Source organism: Chryseomicrobium excrementi (genome assembly GCF_002798305.1).
Classification (GTDB): domain Bacteria; phylum Bacillota; class Bacilli; order Bacillales_A; family Planococcaceae; genus Chryseomicrobium; species Chryseomicrobium excrementi.
Map to the genome: position 1 here is coordinate 269,600 of NZ_PCGR01000003.1, position 17,987 is coordinate 287,586.

Annotated in this window: 16 protein-coding genes; 14 read left to right on the top strand and 2 right to left on the bottom strand. The window is 45.1% G+C overall.

Annotated features, from left to right (window positions below; all coding sequences use genetic code 11):
• The first annotated feature begins 32 nt into the window (after positions 1-32).
• On the top strand, positions 33-3,827 hold the full coding sequence (locus tag CQS04_RS10370) for a DEAD/DEAH box helicase (protein WP_165775518.1): 3,795 nt from the start codon (positions 33-35) through the stop codon (positions 3,825-3,827).
• Complete coding sequence (locus CQS04_RS10375) at positions 3,784-4,524, top strand: hypothetical protein (protein WP_100354077.1); 741 nt, start codon at positions 3,784-3,786, stop codon at positions 4,522-4,524. Before CQS04_RS10370 ends, CQS04_RS10375 begins: the two co-directional genes overlap by 44 nt.
• A 35-nt stretch (positions 4,525-4,559) precedes the next feature.
• On the opposite strand, the gene pgeF is transcribed toward CQS04_RS10375, so the two are convergent.
• On the bottom strand, positions 4,560-5,315 hold the full coding sequence (gene pgeF / locus CQS04_RS10380; RefSeq protein ID WP_100354078.1) for a peptidoglycan editing factor PgeF: 756 nt from the start codon (positions 5,313-5,315) through the stop codon (positions 4,560-4,562).
• A gap of 11 nt (positions 5,316-5,326) precedes the next feature.
• A complete protein-coding gene (locus CQS04_RS10385; protein WP_100354079.1) occupies positions 5,327-6,541 on the bottom strand; it encodes an EAL domain-containing protein in 1,215 nt (404 codons plus the stop codon).
• Positions 6,542-6,666: 125 nt separating this feature from the next.
• Between CQS04_RS10385 and CQS04_RS10390 the strand changes: the two genes are divergently transcribed.
• The 12 genes from CQS04_RS10390 (at position 6,667) to CQS04_RS10440 (ending at position 17,892) form a co-directional block, all read left to right on the top strand.
• Positions 6,667-7,236 (top strand): MBL fold metallo-hydrolase, encoded by a 570-nt coding sequence (locus CQS04_RS10390; protein WP_342745770.1) that lies wholly within the window; start codon positions 6,667-6,669, stop codon positions 7,234-7,236.
• On the top strand, positions 7,191-7,400 hold the full coding sequence (locus tag CQS04_RS14030) for an MBL fold metallo-hydrolase (RefSeq protein ID WP_342745771.1): 210 nt from the start codon (positions 7,191-7,193) through the stop codon (positions 7,398-7,400). The genes CQS04_RS10390 and CQS04_RS14030 overlap by 46 nt, the downstream gene beginning before the upstream one ends.
• A 14-nt stretch (positions 7,401-7,414) precedes the next feature.
• Positions 7,415-8,323, top strand: a complete 909-nt coding sequence (locus CQS04_RS10395; protein WP_165775519.1) for an NAD-dependent epimerase/dehydratase family protein — start codon at positions 7,415-7,417, stop codon at positions 8,321-8,323.
• Between the two features lie 47 nt (positions 8,324-8,370).
• Positions 8,371-9,012, top strand: coding sequence for a PAQR family membrane homeostasis protein TrhA (trhA, locus tag CQS04_RS10400; protein WP_100354081.1), 642 nt, complete (start codon positions 8,371-8,373; stop codon positions 9,010-9,012).
• 343 nt (positions 9,013-9,355) lie between these two features.
• Positions 9,356-10,885 carry a phytoene desaturase family protein gene (locus CQS04_RS10405; RefSeq protein ID WP_100354082.1) on the top strand — a complete coding sequence of 510 codons (1,530 nt, stop codon included), beginning with the start codon at positions 9,356-9,358 and terminating at the stop codon, positions 10,883-10,885.
• On the top strand, positions 10,882-12,366 hold the full coding sequence (locus tag CQS04_RS10410; protein WP_100354083.1) for a phytoene desaturase family protein: 1,485 nt from the start codon (positions 10,882-10,884) through the stop codon (positions 12,364-12,366). Before CQS04_RS10405 ends, CQS04_RS10410 begins: the two co-directional genes overlap by 4 nt.
• Positions 12,335-13,168: a phytoene/squalene synthase family protein gene (locus tag CQS04_RS10415; protein WP_100354084.1), complete on the top strand. Its 834-nt coding sequence runs from the start codon at positions 12,335-12,337 to the stop codon at positions 13,166-13,168. Before CQS04_RS10410 ends, CQS04_RS10415 begins: the two co-directional genes overlap by 32 nt.
• Before the next feature lie 47 nt (positions 13,169-13,215).
• On the top strand, positions 13,216-13,986 hold the full coding sequence (locus tag CQS04_RS10420) for a carotenoid biosynthesis protein (RefSeq protein WP_100354085.1): 771 nt from the start codon (positions 13,216-13,218) through the stop codon (positions 13,984-13,986).
• On the top strand, positions 13,967-14,623 hold the full coding sequence (locus CQS04_RS10425; RefSeq protein ID WP_100354086.1) for a lysophospholipid acyltransferase family protein: 657 nt from the start codon (positions 13,967-13,969) through the stop codon (positions 14,621-14,623). The genes CQS04_RS10420 and CQS04_RS10425 overlap by 20 nt, the downstream gene beginning before the upstream one ends.
• A gap of 111 nt (positions 14,624-14,734) precedes the next feature.
• Positions 14,735-15,745, top strand: a complete 1,011-nt coding sequence (locus CQS04_RS10430; protein ID WP_281257850.1) for a glycosyltransferase family 2 protein — start codon at positions 14,735-14,737, stop codon at positions 15,743-15,745.
• Positions 15,742-17,226, top strand: a complete 1,485-nt coding sequence (locus CQS04_RS10435; RefSeq protein ID WP_100354088.1) for a phytoene desaturase family protein — start codon at positions 15,742-15,744, stop codon at positions 17,224-17,226. Before CQS04_RS10430 ends, CQS04_RS10435 begins: the two co-directional genes overlap by 4 nt.
• Positions 17,227-17,892, top strand: coding sequence for a GNAT family N-acetyltransferase (locus CQS04_RS10440; RefSeq protein ID WP_100354089.1), 666 nt, complete (start codon positions 17,227-17,229; stop codon positions 17,890-17,892).
• The last annotated feature ends 95 nt before the right edge of the window (positions 17,893-17,987 follow it).

Below are 17,987 nucleotides of genomic sequence, written 5' to 3' on the forward strand. Positions count from 1 at the left end.
TATGGAAGAAGCAGAACTGAATGAGGGATACGATGACAACGGAACGTTTATTTACATGTCCTGTTCGTTTGACGAAAGCCGTCCAAGAGGCCTTTAAACGCTTTGGTTGGACAGAGACGGGGTTTCTAACACAACAGCCGACATTTACCGTTCAAATTGAAAAAAACAAAGAACCAGAGCAGACCGCGACCAAGGTGCTGCTCTATTTTACGCACTTTTCGCAGCCAGATAAAGCCGGCAAGATGCCGGTTCTCACTCTGCTCGAGGAAGACCACGTGCTGACAGCTGTTCACTTTATGATGGTTCCTAAGAAGATAGGGCAGCCGACCAATTGGAGACGAAATGTCCAACTGGCCTTTGCGCCTGACGCACGTGTGAAGAATCCCATGCCTCCTGCTCTTCGTGAATGGCTACAAGATCTCCCGTTTGCTAACGAACGAACGGATTACGTACGAAAACGCATTGCGGGTTGGGAAGGATATCTAGCTATTCAAGAACAGCAGCTAGATATTCCGGATATCAAATTCCGCTATCAGGATGTAGCGGTGCAAAAAGATTTTCGTAAGTTGACGCTGTATCAAGTAGAGTTGAAGCCCGAAGAGTGGAAAAAGATGCGTCAAATGGACATCAAGCTTCTCAGTCTTGGAAGAGAAGTGGGGAAAGTCAGTAAGGCAAGTCCTCGAGACCGAGTGCTAGAGATTGAAGTGCTCCCTTATATGGAAGATGTCATTCGCCGCACACCACTCGACCGCCTTGGAAATGAAGCTGTCGTGTCGAACTTTGCTTCTCTAAGTCAGATTCGGAGACTGCGGTCAGGGTTCCAGCAACTAGAGAGAGGACAAGCTGAAAATCCGTTACTCGAACAAATTTTGTTTGAAGAGACACCTCCAGTTGCACCGCTTCGGACCATTCCAAAGCTGACCTTCTCGCATCCGCTAAATCCGTTTCAACGACGAGCTGTCGAAGGTGCTATCGCTGCAGAAGATCTTTATGTGATTCAAGGACCACCAGGCACCGGGAAGACAACGGTCATTTCAGAAATCTGTCTTCAAAATGCTAAGGCGGGGCTTCGTACACTGGTTGCCTCTCAGTCCAATTTGGCAGTAGACAATGCACTAAGTCGTTTACTTGCGAATAAGGATATTCGGATTCTGCGCGTGGGACGGACGGAAAGTATTGAAGAAGAAGGACAGCGATTCATAGAAGAAAATATTGGACAGTACTGGCGAGATGTCACATTGAAGACGGTGACGGATGCGGTCTCTGAACGTGCTCCTCGTCTAGAACACATCACATCGGAACTTGCGAGACTTCGCCCGTTGTTTCAACAAACTGAAGATCGACTAGAAGAGTGTCAACAAGCCGTCCAGAAAAAAGAACGGGCAGTGGCGGAGCAAAAGGTGCTTCACACCGAACTTGCGGAACTCCTTACGAATATGGAGCAGATTGAAGAACAGCGGACACGATTCCAAGAACAAGTAAACATAACTTCTCAACGAGTTGTAGAAGCTCAAGAAGCGAAAACGCAATTAGAAGCGAAACAGAAAAGCTATCCAGAACTTCATGTCATTCAATCGAACATTACGGAGAAAACAGAGCGCATTCAAACTGTGGACCAGCTGCTGGAAATTAAAGCGCTTCTTCAAGAACGAGAGAACACTAAACAACAGCTTGAAGAGATCGAGCAAGAACTAGCAGGCCTTGAGAGCAAGCTTCAAGTGATGGATTCTGAAATTGAAGCAATTCGTCAGCTGCGATCTGTTGCGGCAATTCATGAGATGTTAGAACGAGAGCCTACCTTTGCGACAGCCCGTGTGTTGTTCAAAGTAAAAGGAATCGAAGGCATCAGGGGCCTGGTGAAGACCTATCACCCTGCAAAAGAGTTGTACGCTCGCTATGATAAAGCATTAGAATACTTCATTGGTCTATTGGAAGAGAAGAAGCGACCAGTCCGCCCTGTAGCAGAACCTACGTATACACACCCGGAACTGGAACGCTATCTTGAGCAAGGTCGTCACTGGATTCGCATAAAGCAATTGCCTTCAAACCGTGAACTTGCTGAATACGTTCAAGGACTTTATAGTCGCATGCGCTATCTAGCGGCTATTGATGCGTATTACGAAGAGCTGGTTGTCCGAGGCGAGTCTGAACTAGAGTTACTACGCAATGAACTGCAAGAGCAAGCGCTCTTACAGAACCAGCAAGAACGAAAACAAGTGCGTGTGTTAGAAGAAAGAAAAGAACATCTTTCAGAACTTCTTGCAGAGCAGGCCTCTCGTTGGAATGAGGTGGACGGAGAAGCTCTGCAATCACAACTTGAAAAAGTGGACGCAACCACCAAGTTTACATTGGAACGAGAACTTGTCACGCTCGAACGCTTGCGAGTGGAAATAGAATCTTTTGAGTCTACGTATCAAACGGCTTGTGATTCATTGTCAGAGACAGAGAAAGAAATGGATGCAGCACAACAGCAACTCGCAACATTCTTGACCGAGTCCGCAAGTTACGATGAGGAACGGACACGTCTTGAGCAAGAGATTCGTTTGTTGGAGCCTCTCGTTACTGAAAGGCCGGAGGAGCAGCTAGAAGCTGTGCAAAAAGAATGGTTATCTCTTAAGTTTGAGCTCGACAAGTATGAAAAAGAAGACAAAGAAGCCCCTGTTCATCAAGAACTCCAGACGCAGTGGCAACAGCTTCTGGAACAAGCGACTGCAGAAGACGTTGATGAGATCCGAAAGCTGAATGTGAAATATGCAAACGTCATTGGGACAACTTGTGTGGCGTCGGCGCGTAAAGACTTTGTAGAAAACTATCCGTCGTTTGATGTGGTCATAATCGATGAAGTCTCAAAAGCGACGCCTCCCGAATTGTTACTTCCTATGTTAAAAGGGAAAAAGGTCATCTTAGTGGGAGACCATCACCAATTGCCACCTTTATTAGGTGATGACACTCTTGAAGAGACGCTTGCCCAACTTGTCGAAGAACAAACGGAGTTCACAGGTAAACAAGAGTTAGAGAAGTTGTTAAAAGAGTCTTTATTTGAACGACTTTATAAACATCTACCGGCTACCCATAAAACGATGCTTGCGATTCAATACCGTATGCATGAGACTATCATGGAGACGATTGCGCCGTTCTACCAATACGAGCAAGATGCCTTGTCTTGTGGTCTTGAAGACTCAGACAGTCAGAGAGCGCATGGTTTAGAGACTTCTTGGCTTCGCAAACAGGATCATGTAGTCTGGGTCGACTTGCCGAATCAACAAGGTTTCTTAGAGGAGCGAGCAAAAGGCGGAAGCAGTCTATGGAATCCTGCAGAGCTTGAAGTGACCAAAAAAGCCTTGATCGATTTGAATGCTGCTGTAGAACGCAGCAAGGAGCAAGGGACATTCCCACAAGATGCTCAAAAAACGGTCGGAGTTATCAGTTTCTATGGGGAGCAGGTAAAGCAATTGGATCGTTTGATTCAACAAGAATTGCGTCTGCCGCATCTTCATATGCGAACAGGTACAGTTGACCGGTTCCAAGGTATGGAGATGGAAGTCATTGTTCTCAGTATGGTTCGGAATCAGACAGAAGGCAGAGGGGATATCGGCTTTGCGAATGATTACCGCCGTTTGAATGTCGCCTTGTCACGAGCCAAAGAGTTGTTGGTCTTGATCGGGAGTCAGGAGATGTTCACAAAACGAGTGAAACGAGAAGCAACACGCACCATGTATGGTCATGTCGTCCAACTGGTAGACAAGTTGGAGACACGTAGAACACCAGAGGAGGTGATCGGAGATGGCAGAACAACAAGCGAAATTGAAGAGCCAATTACTTCGTAATCCGGTCCTTACGATTGTGAAAGAGGCTTCTTGGGAGTTGCCGCTCTGGTCCTTTGAAGTAGGGTATATGCCCGTGCGTAGATTCCGTCTCGATATTTTGATGCGAATGATGCTTCACGTCATCGAGACACTGCCTGTCCGAAGAGCAGTAGCCATTGCAGATATCTTACATGTGGAAGAGTTGTTCATCGAAGACCTGTTGACGAAGATGCAGCAGAACGGACTGGTTCAACTAGAGAAAAGCGGCTATAGTTTAACGATACAGGGAACGCGTCAGCTCCAAGCAGGGGTCTATGAAGAACTGCAATCAGAGCGGTTCGATCAATTGCTCTACAGTCCTGCTCATAGCCAATTCTTAACGACAGAGTTTGAACTAGAAGTCTTAGAACAACCGATGGACGTTTACAGGTATACTAAGCTTGAGCAACACATCGACTTAAACGAAGACCAACTCATTGAAGGAATTCGAGAAAAGATGGCTGAAGAGACAGAACATGTGGGTGATTTTGTGGAAACGGTGGATGCATTATCGAGTTCGGATGAAGGGGAAGTTCAGTGGGTAACCTGCCATGAGTTCCTTGTGTACGATTCCAAAGAGCAGCAACACTACGTTCGAGTGTGGAATCCGGTGATCGGAAGCTGGGATGCGACACTCGAGCAGGCAATCGAAGAACAAGAAGCCCCAAGTTGGAACTGAAAAAACCGCATTCGTGATGCCACGAATGCGGTTTTTTAAGTGCGGAAAATGAAACCCAGATGGCGTCCTGCCTGTTTGTGTTGACGATACGAAAACCCTTGTTCACTGGTAAACGTACAGACATTAGAATGCTCTATATGAGCTTCTAAAATACCTGCACGCAAACACTGTTCTTTTACAGTTGCCCCGTTATCGATATGATATTTCCCTGTCTCTTTCCGGTACGTAATCAAACCATCCGCATATCCCAGTGCTTCATACTTCTGAGCAACGTCTGCGTCCACTTCAAATCGATCTTGGCTGAGACAATGTCCGATGTAAGCATACAGATGGTTCGGGTCTTCACGCTTCTCTTCTATCAAATGAGTCAGGAGTTTCGGTACAATCTCTTTAACCGTTCCTTGCCAACCGGAATGGACGGCGGCAATCAATCCACTCTGATCACTCCAGAGAAGTAGGGGGACGCAGTCTGCTGTGAACACTCCCAGTACAGTTTCGGGTTCATAACTAAACAACGCATCCGTGTCTGGAATGGCGGTCTCAAGTGATGTGGTCCCTCGTCCCCAATCCTCTTTTGTTACTTCGTAAAAATTAGCACTATGCGTTTGATTCGCTAGAACAAATTGAGAGAGCGGAACGCCAAGTTCTGTTGCTAACTGATGTCGGTTTTCTAGAACTGCATCAGGGGAGACACAACTATGAAGAGCAATATTGTTTGATTCTGGTCGTGTTTCGTCACGTAAAGTGAGTCCTACTGTAAGCTGAGTTGTCGGGTGAAATCGTGTAAGCATCCAATCCTCCTCTAATTCATAAACAAAAAGTCATTTTCAGTTATAAAGTCGTAACTGAAATCAATGAATAAAAAATAGTCGTTACTAAGTGGGTAACTAAACGTGCGGACGAACTCGCGCGTTTCAATATCGGCGTAAAGATCGGATAAGCGTCCGTGCTGCGTCCGCTGCATCCGCATCATGTTCTCCAGGAAATATGGACGGAATGCCCAGTTCGAGCCGCGGACCTGCTCTTCTCGCATCCAGGAGCCTTGCTTTTTTCGTAAGTTGGCAGATACTTGACGGCCACTTGCATCGCATATATATAGACGGAATGCGTGACCATCAAAAATGGTTTTCGCTTCTTCTGCTAAGTCGTCTGCATGACCTTCGTCACGCCATTTGGATAATTTTTTTAGGCGGTGGTGGCATTGTTCAGTAAACTGAATCCGCTGAAGGATTAATTCTTTTTCGCGACTCACAAAGGTCTGAATCTGGCTGGACAATGTCACATCAAGTGTGACACCTAGTTCTAGCTGGCAGCTCGGTTTGGCAAGATAAAACCCTTGGTAGTAATGTCCATTGTTTTTCCAAGCAAAATAGAGCTGGTTGGCATCTTCAATCATTTCATATGCTAAAACAGCACCGATTCTTCTAGCTAGCACGGATAAGGTATGAAGGATATCTTGAAAGTTTTCCAAATTCGTTGAGCGAGTCAATGACGCATCGATTTTGAGGATGTCTGGCCGCAGCGCGCGAATTCTGTCAATGTTGGAACTGGCACCACCGATATGATCGATAGCGAGTCGAATACCGTACGTCTTATAATAACGCAGCAAATGGTTCAGGCTTTCAAACTCTTCTTCAATATCATGCTCTGTCACCTCGAGAATGAAACGGTTCAGTGCGAATCCTTTTTTCTCTTGTTCGGTTAAAAAGCGTAGGAAGGCCTCGTCGTCTCCTTCAATTAATTGACTGGCCGACCTGTTAACAGAGAGAAATCCTGGATTCTCGGTTGCCAGTAGATGGTCTACTGCCTGTGATAACAGGTGCGCATCAACTTCGTTTTTAAATTCAACCGGAATCTCGGTGTCTAAAAAGAAATCTTTGAGTGACTGCCAGTTGCCGTCCTCTTCGTATCTCCCTAATACTTCAAAGCCAGCCACTTGATGGGTGATGGCACTGACGATTGGCTGCAGCGCAGGGCGCACGCGGTCTAGGTGGTCCATTATCTGAAGAGCGTCCATTTCATTGCCCCCTTAAAGGTACTTGTCATTTCCTGATTATATCATTTTGTAGGCAGACTAAAAATGCAAAGAATTCGGATAATGGGTAAACTAGAGAGAGCTAGGGTAAGGAAGGAGAGAGCAGGATGAAAGTCACGACATTAGGTTTTTGGGGAGGCTACCCCAACCGAGGAGAAGCCACATCTGCTTTTTTAGTAGAATATGAAGGAAGTCGTTTATTAGTAGACTGTGGGAGTGCTGTACTATCTACTTATTTAACGCTAGGTGAAGTTCACGAGTTGGATGCGGTAGTAATCAGTCATTACCACCCGGATCACATTGCAGATGTCGGTGTCTTGCAGCATGCGGCGATGATTTTCAAACAACTTGGGCAGTTAGAGAAGCCGATACCGATTTATGCGCATACACAAGATTCCGTCGAGTTTGGGAAATTGAGTTATAAAGGTGTCACGGTAGGGATGGAACTAGATGCACATGCTACCTATACCATTGGGCCATTCAAAGTTTCGACATGTCCTACAGTGCATCCTGTCTACTGTCTTGCTTTTCGTATTGAGGCAGGTGGGAAAACCGTCGTCTTCACAGCAGATACCGGTTGGACAGACGCGCTCGTGCCATTTGCGAAGGGAGCCGACCTCTTAGTCAGTGAATGCAACGTATATCCCCAATATGCGGTAAGATTCAGGGGCATCTGACTGGAAAAGAAGCCGGGAAGCTTGCATCCGAGGCAGGAGTGGGGCGACTGGTTTTAACTCACTTACCTCAGTACGGTGACCGAGCGGTTTTAGTGACGGAAGCAGAGTCCACTTATTCAGGACCTATAGAGCTTGCCTATACCAAACAACAAATCGAATTGTAGAAATGAGGATGCATATGAAAACAGCATTGATGCTTGGAGGTACGCAGTTTGTTGGAAAGCGTGTTGTACAGCTTCTTCTAGATCGGGGAGTCCAAGTTACGATTGCAACTAGAGGGCAAAAGCAAGATGATTTCGGAGACCAAGTCACTCGAGTCCGTCTAGACCGGACCGATGAGAAGTCCGTCTTACATGCGCTGCAAGGTAAAGAGTTTGATGTGGTATTTGATCACACATGCTATTCGCCTGTTGAAGTGAGAGAAGTGCTCGAGGCTTTAGGAAACGGAGTAGGGAAATATGTTTTTATTTCTTCTGTCGCAGTCTACGATTTTGGAGAAAAGTTAACGGAACAAGATTTTAATCCACGTCACTTTGACATCCATTACAAACCACGTCAAGAATACGCGGGACTTGAAGGGTATCAAGAAGCCAAGCGAGCTTCAGAGGCGGTACTTTATCAACAGGCCCCTTGTCCTGTGGTCACAGTTCGCTTTCCTTATATCGTTGGGGTAGACGACTATACAGAACGTTTCGCGTTTCACGTGCGGTCGATTGAAGAAGGTCACTCAATTGGAGTGAGCAATCCCCAAGCGCGCTTTGGATTTGTTGATTCTGCTGAAGCGGCTCACTTTTTAGTGGAAGTGGCGGCAAGTGACTTTGAAGGCCCAATCAATGCAGGATCAGACGGGAGTATCTCGCATGAAGAGCTCTACCGAAAGATTGCAGACGCACTTGGTCGGGAGTACAGTCTTTCGGAAGATCCAATGACAAACCGCAGTCCATATGACTTAGGTCAATCCCTTGCCCAGACAACGGCGTTCGCTCATGAACAAGGGTTTTTGTTTAAAGAGCTGCATCAAGTGATTGAAGAACAGATTGCTAGTCATCAGACAGCTGTCAGTAAAAAGGATGACAGTGGTCACTAGTAGGATAGTAATCGGATTGTGTAAAGTAGACATAAGGAGATGACATTATGGATACAACACATACATTTACAAAACGTGAAGAATTGCTCAACGCTTTGATTCACGGACTGGGAGCATTACTCAGTGTAGCGGCGCTTGTTGTGCTCATCGTTGCCGGCGCTCAAACAGGAGATGCTTGGCATATCGTGAGCTTTACCGTGTTCGGGACTTCCATGCTGATTTTGTACACGTCATCGACACTCGTGCACAGTTTTCCTGAAGGGAAAGCAAAAGATTGGTTTGAGTGGCTCGACCATTCTTCAATCTATTGGTTCATCGCGGGAACTTACACACCGTTTTTGTTTTTGGCAGTGGAAGGGGCTTTAGCTTGGGTCCTGTTTGGCATCGTATGGGCGCTCGCTATTGGCGGAACACTATTTAAACTGTACTTTGTCAAACGTTTCGTCAAACTATCCACATTTCTCTACGTTGTAATGGGATGGTTGATCGTATTCGCTTGGAATCCTTTGACTGCGGCGATGACGCAAGAAGGATTGTGGCTCTTGATTGCTGGCGGTGTCCTTTATACAGTGGGAGCTATCTTTTATGTGTGGCGAGGTTTTCTTTACCACCATGCTGTCTGGCATGTCTTTGTATTAGCAGCAAGTGTCTGTCATTTCTTTTCTGTCTACAGTTTACTTTCTCAATGAATAAAACCTCCTGTTGTGAGACAAGCTAGTCTTGTTCAATCGATAAGGAGTTTTTTTAATGGGTATTTTATTTGGAGATCCAATGAAAGAACCGCTACACAGTGGGGAAGTAACGGAGATTTGAGCCTATGTCGTGTCAACTTCCAAAAAATTAATGTGCCTCTAGAGCCACTCCTTTTGAGAGTGGCTTTTTGTATGTATAACTTTGCTGTCGCGTAATCTTTTACAAAAAGATTATGCGAAGGTTGTACAAAATAAAAACATTTTCTACTAAATAATAGCCAAAAAACGAAAATGGTTGTATAATCATTGTACAAGTATTGTATAAAGAGGAGGGCCATCCATGAAAAAGAGAATCGCAGTCGTAGGAGCGGGACCAGGTGGACTTGCAGCAGCCATGTTATTGGCCTCTAAAGGCTTTGAAGTAGACGTTTATGAGAAGAATAATACGGTCGGCGGACGCAATGCAGCTATAGAGATGGAAGGATTTCGGTTTGATGTAGGACCTACATTTTTAAGTATGATCCATATTGTTGATGAGTTGTTTGAAGCGGCAGGACGAAATATGCATGACTATATGGATTTGGTGGAGCTTCCTGAGATGTATCAATTAACATTCGATGGGGGACGCACTTTGGATATGACGCGAGACCGGGAAGAAATGAAGCGTCGTATTGAAGCGGCTTACCCGGGAAACAGCGCAGGGTATGATCAGTTTCTATACGAAAGTAGCAAGAAGCTTGCTGCATTAACGCCGATCCTTCAATCTCGTATGGACAAACTCATTCACTACATGCGGCCATCAGTCATGAAAGCTTTACCAGAGCTTGAACTCGGAAAAACACTCTACGATGTATTGAGTCGCTACTTTAACCATGAAGAATTGAAACTTGCCTTCACGTTTCAGTCTAAATATTTGGGAATGTCGCCATGGGAATGTCCAGGAGCATTTTCCATCCTTTCTTACATGGAACATGCGTATGGCATCTATCATCCAATTGGGGGTGTCAACCAGCTCTCGCATTCTATGGCAAAAGTAGTTGAAGAGTACGGTGGACGTATTCACTTAGGTCAGGGTGTGAAAAAATTCAAACTTGACGGTAAGAAAGTTACAGGGTTACTCCTAGAGAATGGAGAACAAGTGGACGTAGATGAAGTGGTAGTCAATGGGGACTTCGGTCATGTCATGACAAATCTCGTGGATGAAGGTATACTAAAAAAATATTCAACAGAAAATTTAGAAAAGAAAAAATATTCTTGTTCCACGTTTATGTTGTACTTAGGGCTGGATAAGAAATATGATCTTCCGCATCACAATATTGTCTTTGCTAAAGACTATAAGACCAATGTAGAAGAAATTACACACACGCGAAAACTGTCTGCTGATCCTTCTATTTATGTCCAAAACGCGAGTGTCACTGATCCAACGCTGGCGCCGGAGGGACAATCCGCCCTATACATCTTAGCTCCTGTCCCTAACAACGACAGTAAAATTGGCTGGGCAGAAGAGCAGCAAGCCTTCCGTGATTTGGTCATTCGAACCATTGAAGAAAAATCTGGATTCGAAGACTTATCCAAGCATATTGTCGTGGAGAAAATGTTGACTCCTGTAAATTGGCAACAAGACTTCTCTGTTTATAAAGGAGCCACTTTCAATTTAGGTCACCAACTGTCACAGATGATGGTATTCCGTCCTCATAACAAATTTGAAGAATTAGATCACTGTTGGCTAGTTGGGGGGGGAACTCACCCAGGTAGTGGCTTGCCAACTATTTTAGAGTCAGCTCGAATTGTAACAAACGGCATTCTAGCGGAACAAGGGAAAGACCGGATACCGGTTGGATTGTTACCAGCATGGGAGGGGACGGCATGACCTTAGCAATCATCGGCGGTGGAGTAGGAGGGCTCATGACGGCTCTTTACCTAACGCATCATGGACACGACGTCACGATCTATGAAAAGAGCAACAAGCTTGGTGGCCGGTTAGCTTTCGTTGAAAACGGAGAGTACCGAATAGATGAAGGCCCGACCATTGTGCTACTACCAGAAATGTTCATCGATTTACTCGAACAGGCGGGTGTCGATACACAAGGAATTCGCTTATTACGGTGTGATCCACTTTACTCCATGCAATTTGCTGATGGAGAAGTCTACACGAAGTATGCGGATCCTCTGCAGCAGCAACGTGAGATCGAACGACTATTTCCTAAAGATCTGAATGGGTTTAAACAGTTTCTAACAGAAGGAAAAAAGCGTTTTGATATTGGGATGTCGGCATTCCTCACCCGGTCATTTTCAGTGAAAAAAGATTTTTGGACGTTCACTTCTATCCGAAAGTTATTAGAACTCAAACCGTACCAATCGGTAAGTGGGTTGATGAAAGGGTATTTCCAAGATGAACGCCTACAGCAGGCTTATGCACTCCAGTCTCTATACATTGGAGGCAATCCGTATCAAGTACCTGCCATGTATTCTTTAGTTTCTTTTTCGGAACATGAACACGGTGTCTATTATCTACAAGGTGGCTACGCCTCTCTAATAGCGTTACTAGAATCTACGTTGAGAGAAAGAGGAGCTGCTATTCATCTGGAGCAGGAAGTTGAAGCAGTGGTTACAAAAGATGGCAAAGCGACAGGAATTCGAACAGCTTCTGGCGAAGTATCTTATGAAGCCGTAATTTTTAATGGTGAAATGCCACATCTTCATCAGTTGGCACCAGAAGTGCCGAAGCGGAACTATACCCCGTCATCAAGCTGTTACTTAATGTATTTAGGAATTGACGGTGTCTACGAAGAACGGCTCATGCATTCCTACATCATGGGACCCGACTTTAAAGGACATATGAATGCGGTGTTTAAAACCAAACAACTTCCAACAGAACCATCTATTTATATCTTTAACCCAAGTGTCATGGATGTCTCGCTTGCTCCGAAAGGAAAAAGTGTTCTTTATATTCTGGTTCCGGTACCATCGGGTACTGACATTGCATGGGATGATGTGACCGACTGGAGAGAACGAATTCTCGATCGTTTAGAAGAGAACGGCTATCCGGAACTTCGTAAGAGAACGGAATGGATGGAAGTCCGAACGCCAGAAACTGCAAAGAGCGAGGGGTACTTCCAAGGCGGCAACTTTGGAATTGCGCCAGTTCTTGGCCAATCAGGAGTCTTTCGTCCTCAAGCGAAACCAAGTAAGCTTCACAATCTATATGCGGTCGGTGCCTCTACTCATCCAGGCGGAGGGATTCCGATTGTCATGCAAGGAGCCTATTTAACGGCGCAAGCTGTATTGCAAGATTTGACTGTAAAAGGGGGACAACCGAATGAACGTCAAGCAAGCCTACCTCGAGTGTGAACGTGTCATTGCTGAAAATTCCCGGACTTTTTACAAAGCTTTTTCCTTACTGCCAAAAGCAGACCGCTTGGCAGTGTGGGCAGTTTATGCCTTTTGTAGACGAGTAGATGATCTTGTGGATGAAGGAGACTCGCCAGTCGAGAGTCTTCGTCAATTTGAACAAGAGTTCCAACAGTTTTTAGATGGACATTATGATATGAACGATGCGATGTGGGTGGCCTTGTCGGATGTGTTCAAGCGCTACGATATGGACCCACAACCTTTTAAAGAACAGTTAAAAGGACAAGAGATGGATTTGACGATTCATCGCTACTCGACGACAGAGGACCTACTTGTCTATTGCTATCATGTGGCAAGTACGGTCGGCTTGATGTTGTTGCCGATTCTCGCTCCTGGGCGTCACCAAGAATTGAAGGAAGATGCCATCGCTTTAGGTCTAGCTATGCAACTAACGAATATTTTGCGCGATGTGGGAGAAGATTTGCAACGAGGTCGTATCTATATGCCGACAGAACGTCTGGCACATTTTGAAGTGTCAGAGTGGTGTATGCGAAAAGGTGTCATCAGTGAAGGCTTTACACGTGCATGGGAAGAACTTGCTGTTCAGGCAGAGGCATATTATGACCAAGCAAATCGAACCATTCACCTCTATCCAAAACGTTCTCAAATTCCATTGAAAAGCGCCTCGCACTTTTACCGTCATATTTTGACGACAATTCGGGAGAAAGAATACCGCGTGTTTGACACGAAACACTTTGTTTCCGATGAACAAAAAGCAGAAATTTTAGCTGTGCTTCAATAAAACACCCGTTTGGGTGTTTTTTACTAGCTGTCAAAGGAGTTGTCTACATGGAAAAGTGGAAAGATCGGACCTACCAGCTGTTTCTCTTCTGGTTTGCAGTTGGCGTCATCTTGGTCGGTTTCGATCTCTTACCTACTTGGTTAGAATGGGCAAATACCGTCTTTCTTGTATTAGCGGGTGTCATGGGAATCTTTTATTTCTTCGCCCTGTTTTCACCGGCAAAAGCAACATTAACAGTTCTTGTAATTTATGTGTTCTCGTCGTTCATAGAATACTTAGGTTCCGCTTACGGCATTCTTTTTGGAGAATACGATTACACAGAACGCTTTGGTGCCAAACTATTTGATATCCCATTCACCATAGGGTTTGCCTGGCTGCTCGTTATGGCTACAACGCATGCAGTTGCTATGCGCATCACTAAAGTGCCTGGCATCGGCATGGTCATTATCGGGAGTCTCGCAGCGGTCGTTATGGATTTAATTATTGATCCCGTTGCCTTTAAAGCAAATGAATATTGGATCTGGTTTGAAGGGGGCCTTTACTATGACATCCCATGGACCAACTTTATGGGATGGTTTGTTGTGGCAAGTATCCTTCACGCTTTCATCTGGGTTTTACAAAAAGAAGTGGTACCGGATAAGACCTTTCCGAAATGGGAACTTCGTACATACCGTCTATATGGCATGATGATTTTTATGTTTGTTGTAACTGCAGCGTCCGCAGGACTCTGGTTAGCCATCTGTATTACAACACTATTGACAGGAATTCTTTACGGCATTGCCGAATGGAGGCGTCGTCATGATCAAAGCCAGGCGTAATCTCGCATTTGAATGGATGATGAGACGAGTTACATTGCCTCAAATCCGAAAGCAATTTGAAACGGTTTATTGGTCAGGCACTGTTGAGCGAAATCAGCCTGCTATCTACATAGCGAATCATTCTTCTTGGTGGGACGGTCTTTTGTATTTTCATCTGCGTCATACAGTCATCGACAGAACCACGCATATTATGATGCATGAAACAGGTCTTCGGAAGTTTTGGTACTTCCGTTATATCGGAGCTTACTCGGTCAATAAATCATCACGGAGAGACATTATCGAGGCTTTGAACTACTCTAAAGAGCTTCTTCATCAAGGAAATAGTGTCTGGATTTTTCCACAGGGGGATGAATTTTCTCAAGAAAAGCGCCCTTTAGAATTAGAGTCTGGAGTGATTCATTTAATGCAACAACTTCCGGACGTTCCTATAATACCTCTTACAACCTATTATTGGTTTGGACATCATAAAAAAGCGGAAGTTGCAGTACATGCTGGGCAGCCGTTGACCTATCAAGCTCTTGTAGGTACATCTCGAAAAGAAAAGTTACAATCGCTTGAGACCTTATTGGAACTTCAATTGAACCAATTAAAGCAAGACGTTGTAGAAGAGAGAATGGAACGGTATCAACGGATTTAAAGGAGGTGGCGAGTGGTGTGGCTTTATTTGTTTAGCGGTATACTTCTTTTGTTTGTAATCATCACTTGTCTACACAGTCTATTACTTCCTCGCCCTAAAAAACATAGTAAAGTGAACGGAAGTCCTCTCGTTTCCATTTTAGTCCCGATGCGGAACGAAGCGCACAACGTCCAAGGGATGGTTCAAGCTTTGAAACGACAAAGCTATTCCTCTATTGAAGTGTTTTTCTTAGATGATGAGTCAACTGATGGCACAACGGAAGCTCTCGCAGTGGCAACTTTAGGTGATTCAAGACTAAACGTTGTACAAGGAGCACCGAAACCGGACGGATGGATAGGAAAAGTGTTCGCCTGCCATCAGTTAAGTCAGCATGCAACAGGAGACTATCTGCTATTTTTAGATGCGGATGTTCGTATTGAAGAGACAGCAGTTTCAGATGTACTTGCTCTGATGCAGCGCAAGAAGCTTGGTTTAGTTTCAGGATTTTCAAGGTTTCTTCTTCCTACATTTTTGAACAAACTCCTGGTACCTCTTCAGCACTTTATTGTGCTCTTTCATTTGCCGATGGTTTTTGCGAGATGGTCGAACTGGCCACCTGCCACGGCTGCGCATGGAGGCTTCATGTTTTTCGAACGCGGAGCTTATGACTCGATTGGTGGTCATGCGTCAGTTTGGTCCAATATCGTAGAGGATGTAGCCATCTCCAAGCAAATCAAAAAGCAGGGGCACAAAATGTGGCTATTGAATATTACGGAATTCGTGTCCTGCACGATGTACGATTCAGACCGAGACGTCTGGACGGGATTCTCCAAAAATATTTTTAACGGATTAGGAAGATCTGTGCCTTTGGCGCTTGGAATCAGTTTCTTTTACGGTGTTTTTTACGTCTCGCCGCTGTTTCTAGCAAGTGCTGCATTTATAGGGGATAGACCGGAATGGCTTATCCCCTATGCACTTATTTCATTGCAAGCATTTGTGGTGTATCTAACGACGAGAGAGCCACGTCATCTGGCTTTCTTCATCCCGTTTTCTGCACTAGCGTTCATTGCTTTACTGCTTTATGCGATGACACGTTCATTGAAGGGGCATCAGGTGGAGTGGAAAGGTAGGTTTTACGGATGAAACGTATAGCCATAATTGGGGGAGGTCTTGGGGGTCTTTCTACAGCTATCACTTTGGCTAATGCAGGATTTGAAGTCGATGTTTTTGAAAAGAATGCCCATATAGGCGGGAAACTGATGCCGGTTCAGTTGCAGACGTATAGTTTTGATTTTGGTCCCAATACCATTACGATGCCACATGTGTTTAAACAGGTTATCGAGCAAACGGGACGGTCCGCAGCGGATTATTTTACGCTACTTCCTCTTAAACATCACACAACCAATCGCTTTGCTGATGGGAGTTCATTCGTGTTCAGTAAAGATTCTGATTTTATGGTAGAGCAGTTAGAGAAAGTGGATCCACTTGGTGCGCGCAACTATTCCTCTTTTTTAAAAGAATTATCGCGCCTCTATGAGCTTTCGGAACGCTACTTCTTTCCGAAGACGTTTCGTTCTTGGACGGACTATTTGTCTCCTTCACTTGGAATGGCGCTAACAAAGGTACGTCCTCTTGAATCGATGGATCATTTTTTTAGGCGCTATTTTTCAAATGAGCAACTTCTTCAAGCCCTAGGTCGCTACGCTACGTACATTGGTTCTTCTCCGTACCGAGCACCGGCTACTTTTAGTATGATTGCTTACTTAGAGTTGGTCCAAGGAGTTTATACAGTCAAAGGAGGAACGGTCTGTATTGCCCGAGCCTTTCATAAAGTGGCAAAGGAACTTGGAGTTCGGTTTCATTTACAAACACCGATTGACGACGTAACTATTGAACAGAAGCGTATCACAGCACTTCATTCTCGAGGAAAACACATCTGGAGTGGTGACGAGGTGGTGATGAATGCCGATTTGTTGAAGGCCTACCCGGAGCTTGTGGATGAAGCGGACAGGCCCTCGTTTACAAATCAACATGTGGAAAAAATCGAGCCATCGATTTCAGCCTTTGTGATTTTAGCCGGCCTCTCTACACGTTTGAAGGGCTTGAATCACCATACGGTGTACTTCTCAAAAGATTACCATGCAGAATTCGAAGCGCTCTTTGAACGAGGCGAGTTTGCGGATGACCCCACCATTTATTTGTGCAACTCAAGTGTGACGGATAAGGAGCGATCACCAGATGGAGATAATCTGTTTATCTTGGTCAATGCTCCACCACTTGCTAAAAATGGCTCCGCTCCTTATGACGTAAATGCGTATAAAGAGCACATCTACAATCGCTTGGAGGAGAAAGGAGTGCCTATCCGAAAGCATATTCGAGTAGAGCGCGTGATACCGCCTGCAGAAATTGCCGAAACGTTCGGAGCATTCCGCGGGGCTTTGTACGGACTCTCGAGTCACAGAAAACAAGATGCGTTCTTACGACCAAGAAATAAAAGCAAAGATTTGCACAACCTGTACTTTGTTGGAGGCAGTACCCATCCGGGTGGCGGCTCGCCAATGGTCACACTTTCAGGTATGAATGTGGCAGAGGTACTGATTTCAAAATGGAAAGGGCGGTCTTAGATGTATCGTAAACAACAGTATGTTTTCGAAGGTGGCAAGCCACGCGAAGTGGTCGTGAGAACCTATACAGAACAAGATTTTGATGAATTGATTCAAATTCAACGCGAAAGCTTTCCGCCGCCTTTTCCAGATGAACTTCTTTGGACACGAGAGCAATTAGAAAACCATATCCGCCTTTATCCAGAGGGTGCTTTATGCGTGGAAGTGGACGGGAAGCTCGCAGGTTCTGTCACTGGTTTACGTATGAACTATTCTGAAGAGGATCCAGACCACACGTGGGAAGAAGTGACCGGCGGAGGAGACATTTCCCCTCACGTACCAGATGGCAATACACTTTATGTAGTGGATCTCTGCGTGCGACCGGAATTTCGGAGCTTAAAGCTAGGAAACCTCCTCTTACAAGGCCTTTATGAACGGGTCGTTGTGGATGGATTGGACAGACTGCTTGGTGGAGGACGCATGTCAGGATATCATCGTTACGCAAAGGAAGCCAGTCCAGAAGAGTATATGGAAAACGTTCTTTCGGGGAAGTGGAAAGATCCCGTCATTTCTTTTATGTTACGAAGTGGCAGAACTCCAGTACGCATTGTGAAGAACTATTTAGAAGACGAGGAATCCCACAACATGGCCATGCTGATGGAGTGGAAGAATCCATTTAAAAACTAAATGAACAAAATTGGCTGTCTATCAAATCAAGATAGACGGTTTTTCCTTGAATTGACTTGCAGGATTTCCTGCAATAAGTTACGATTAAATAGAAA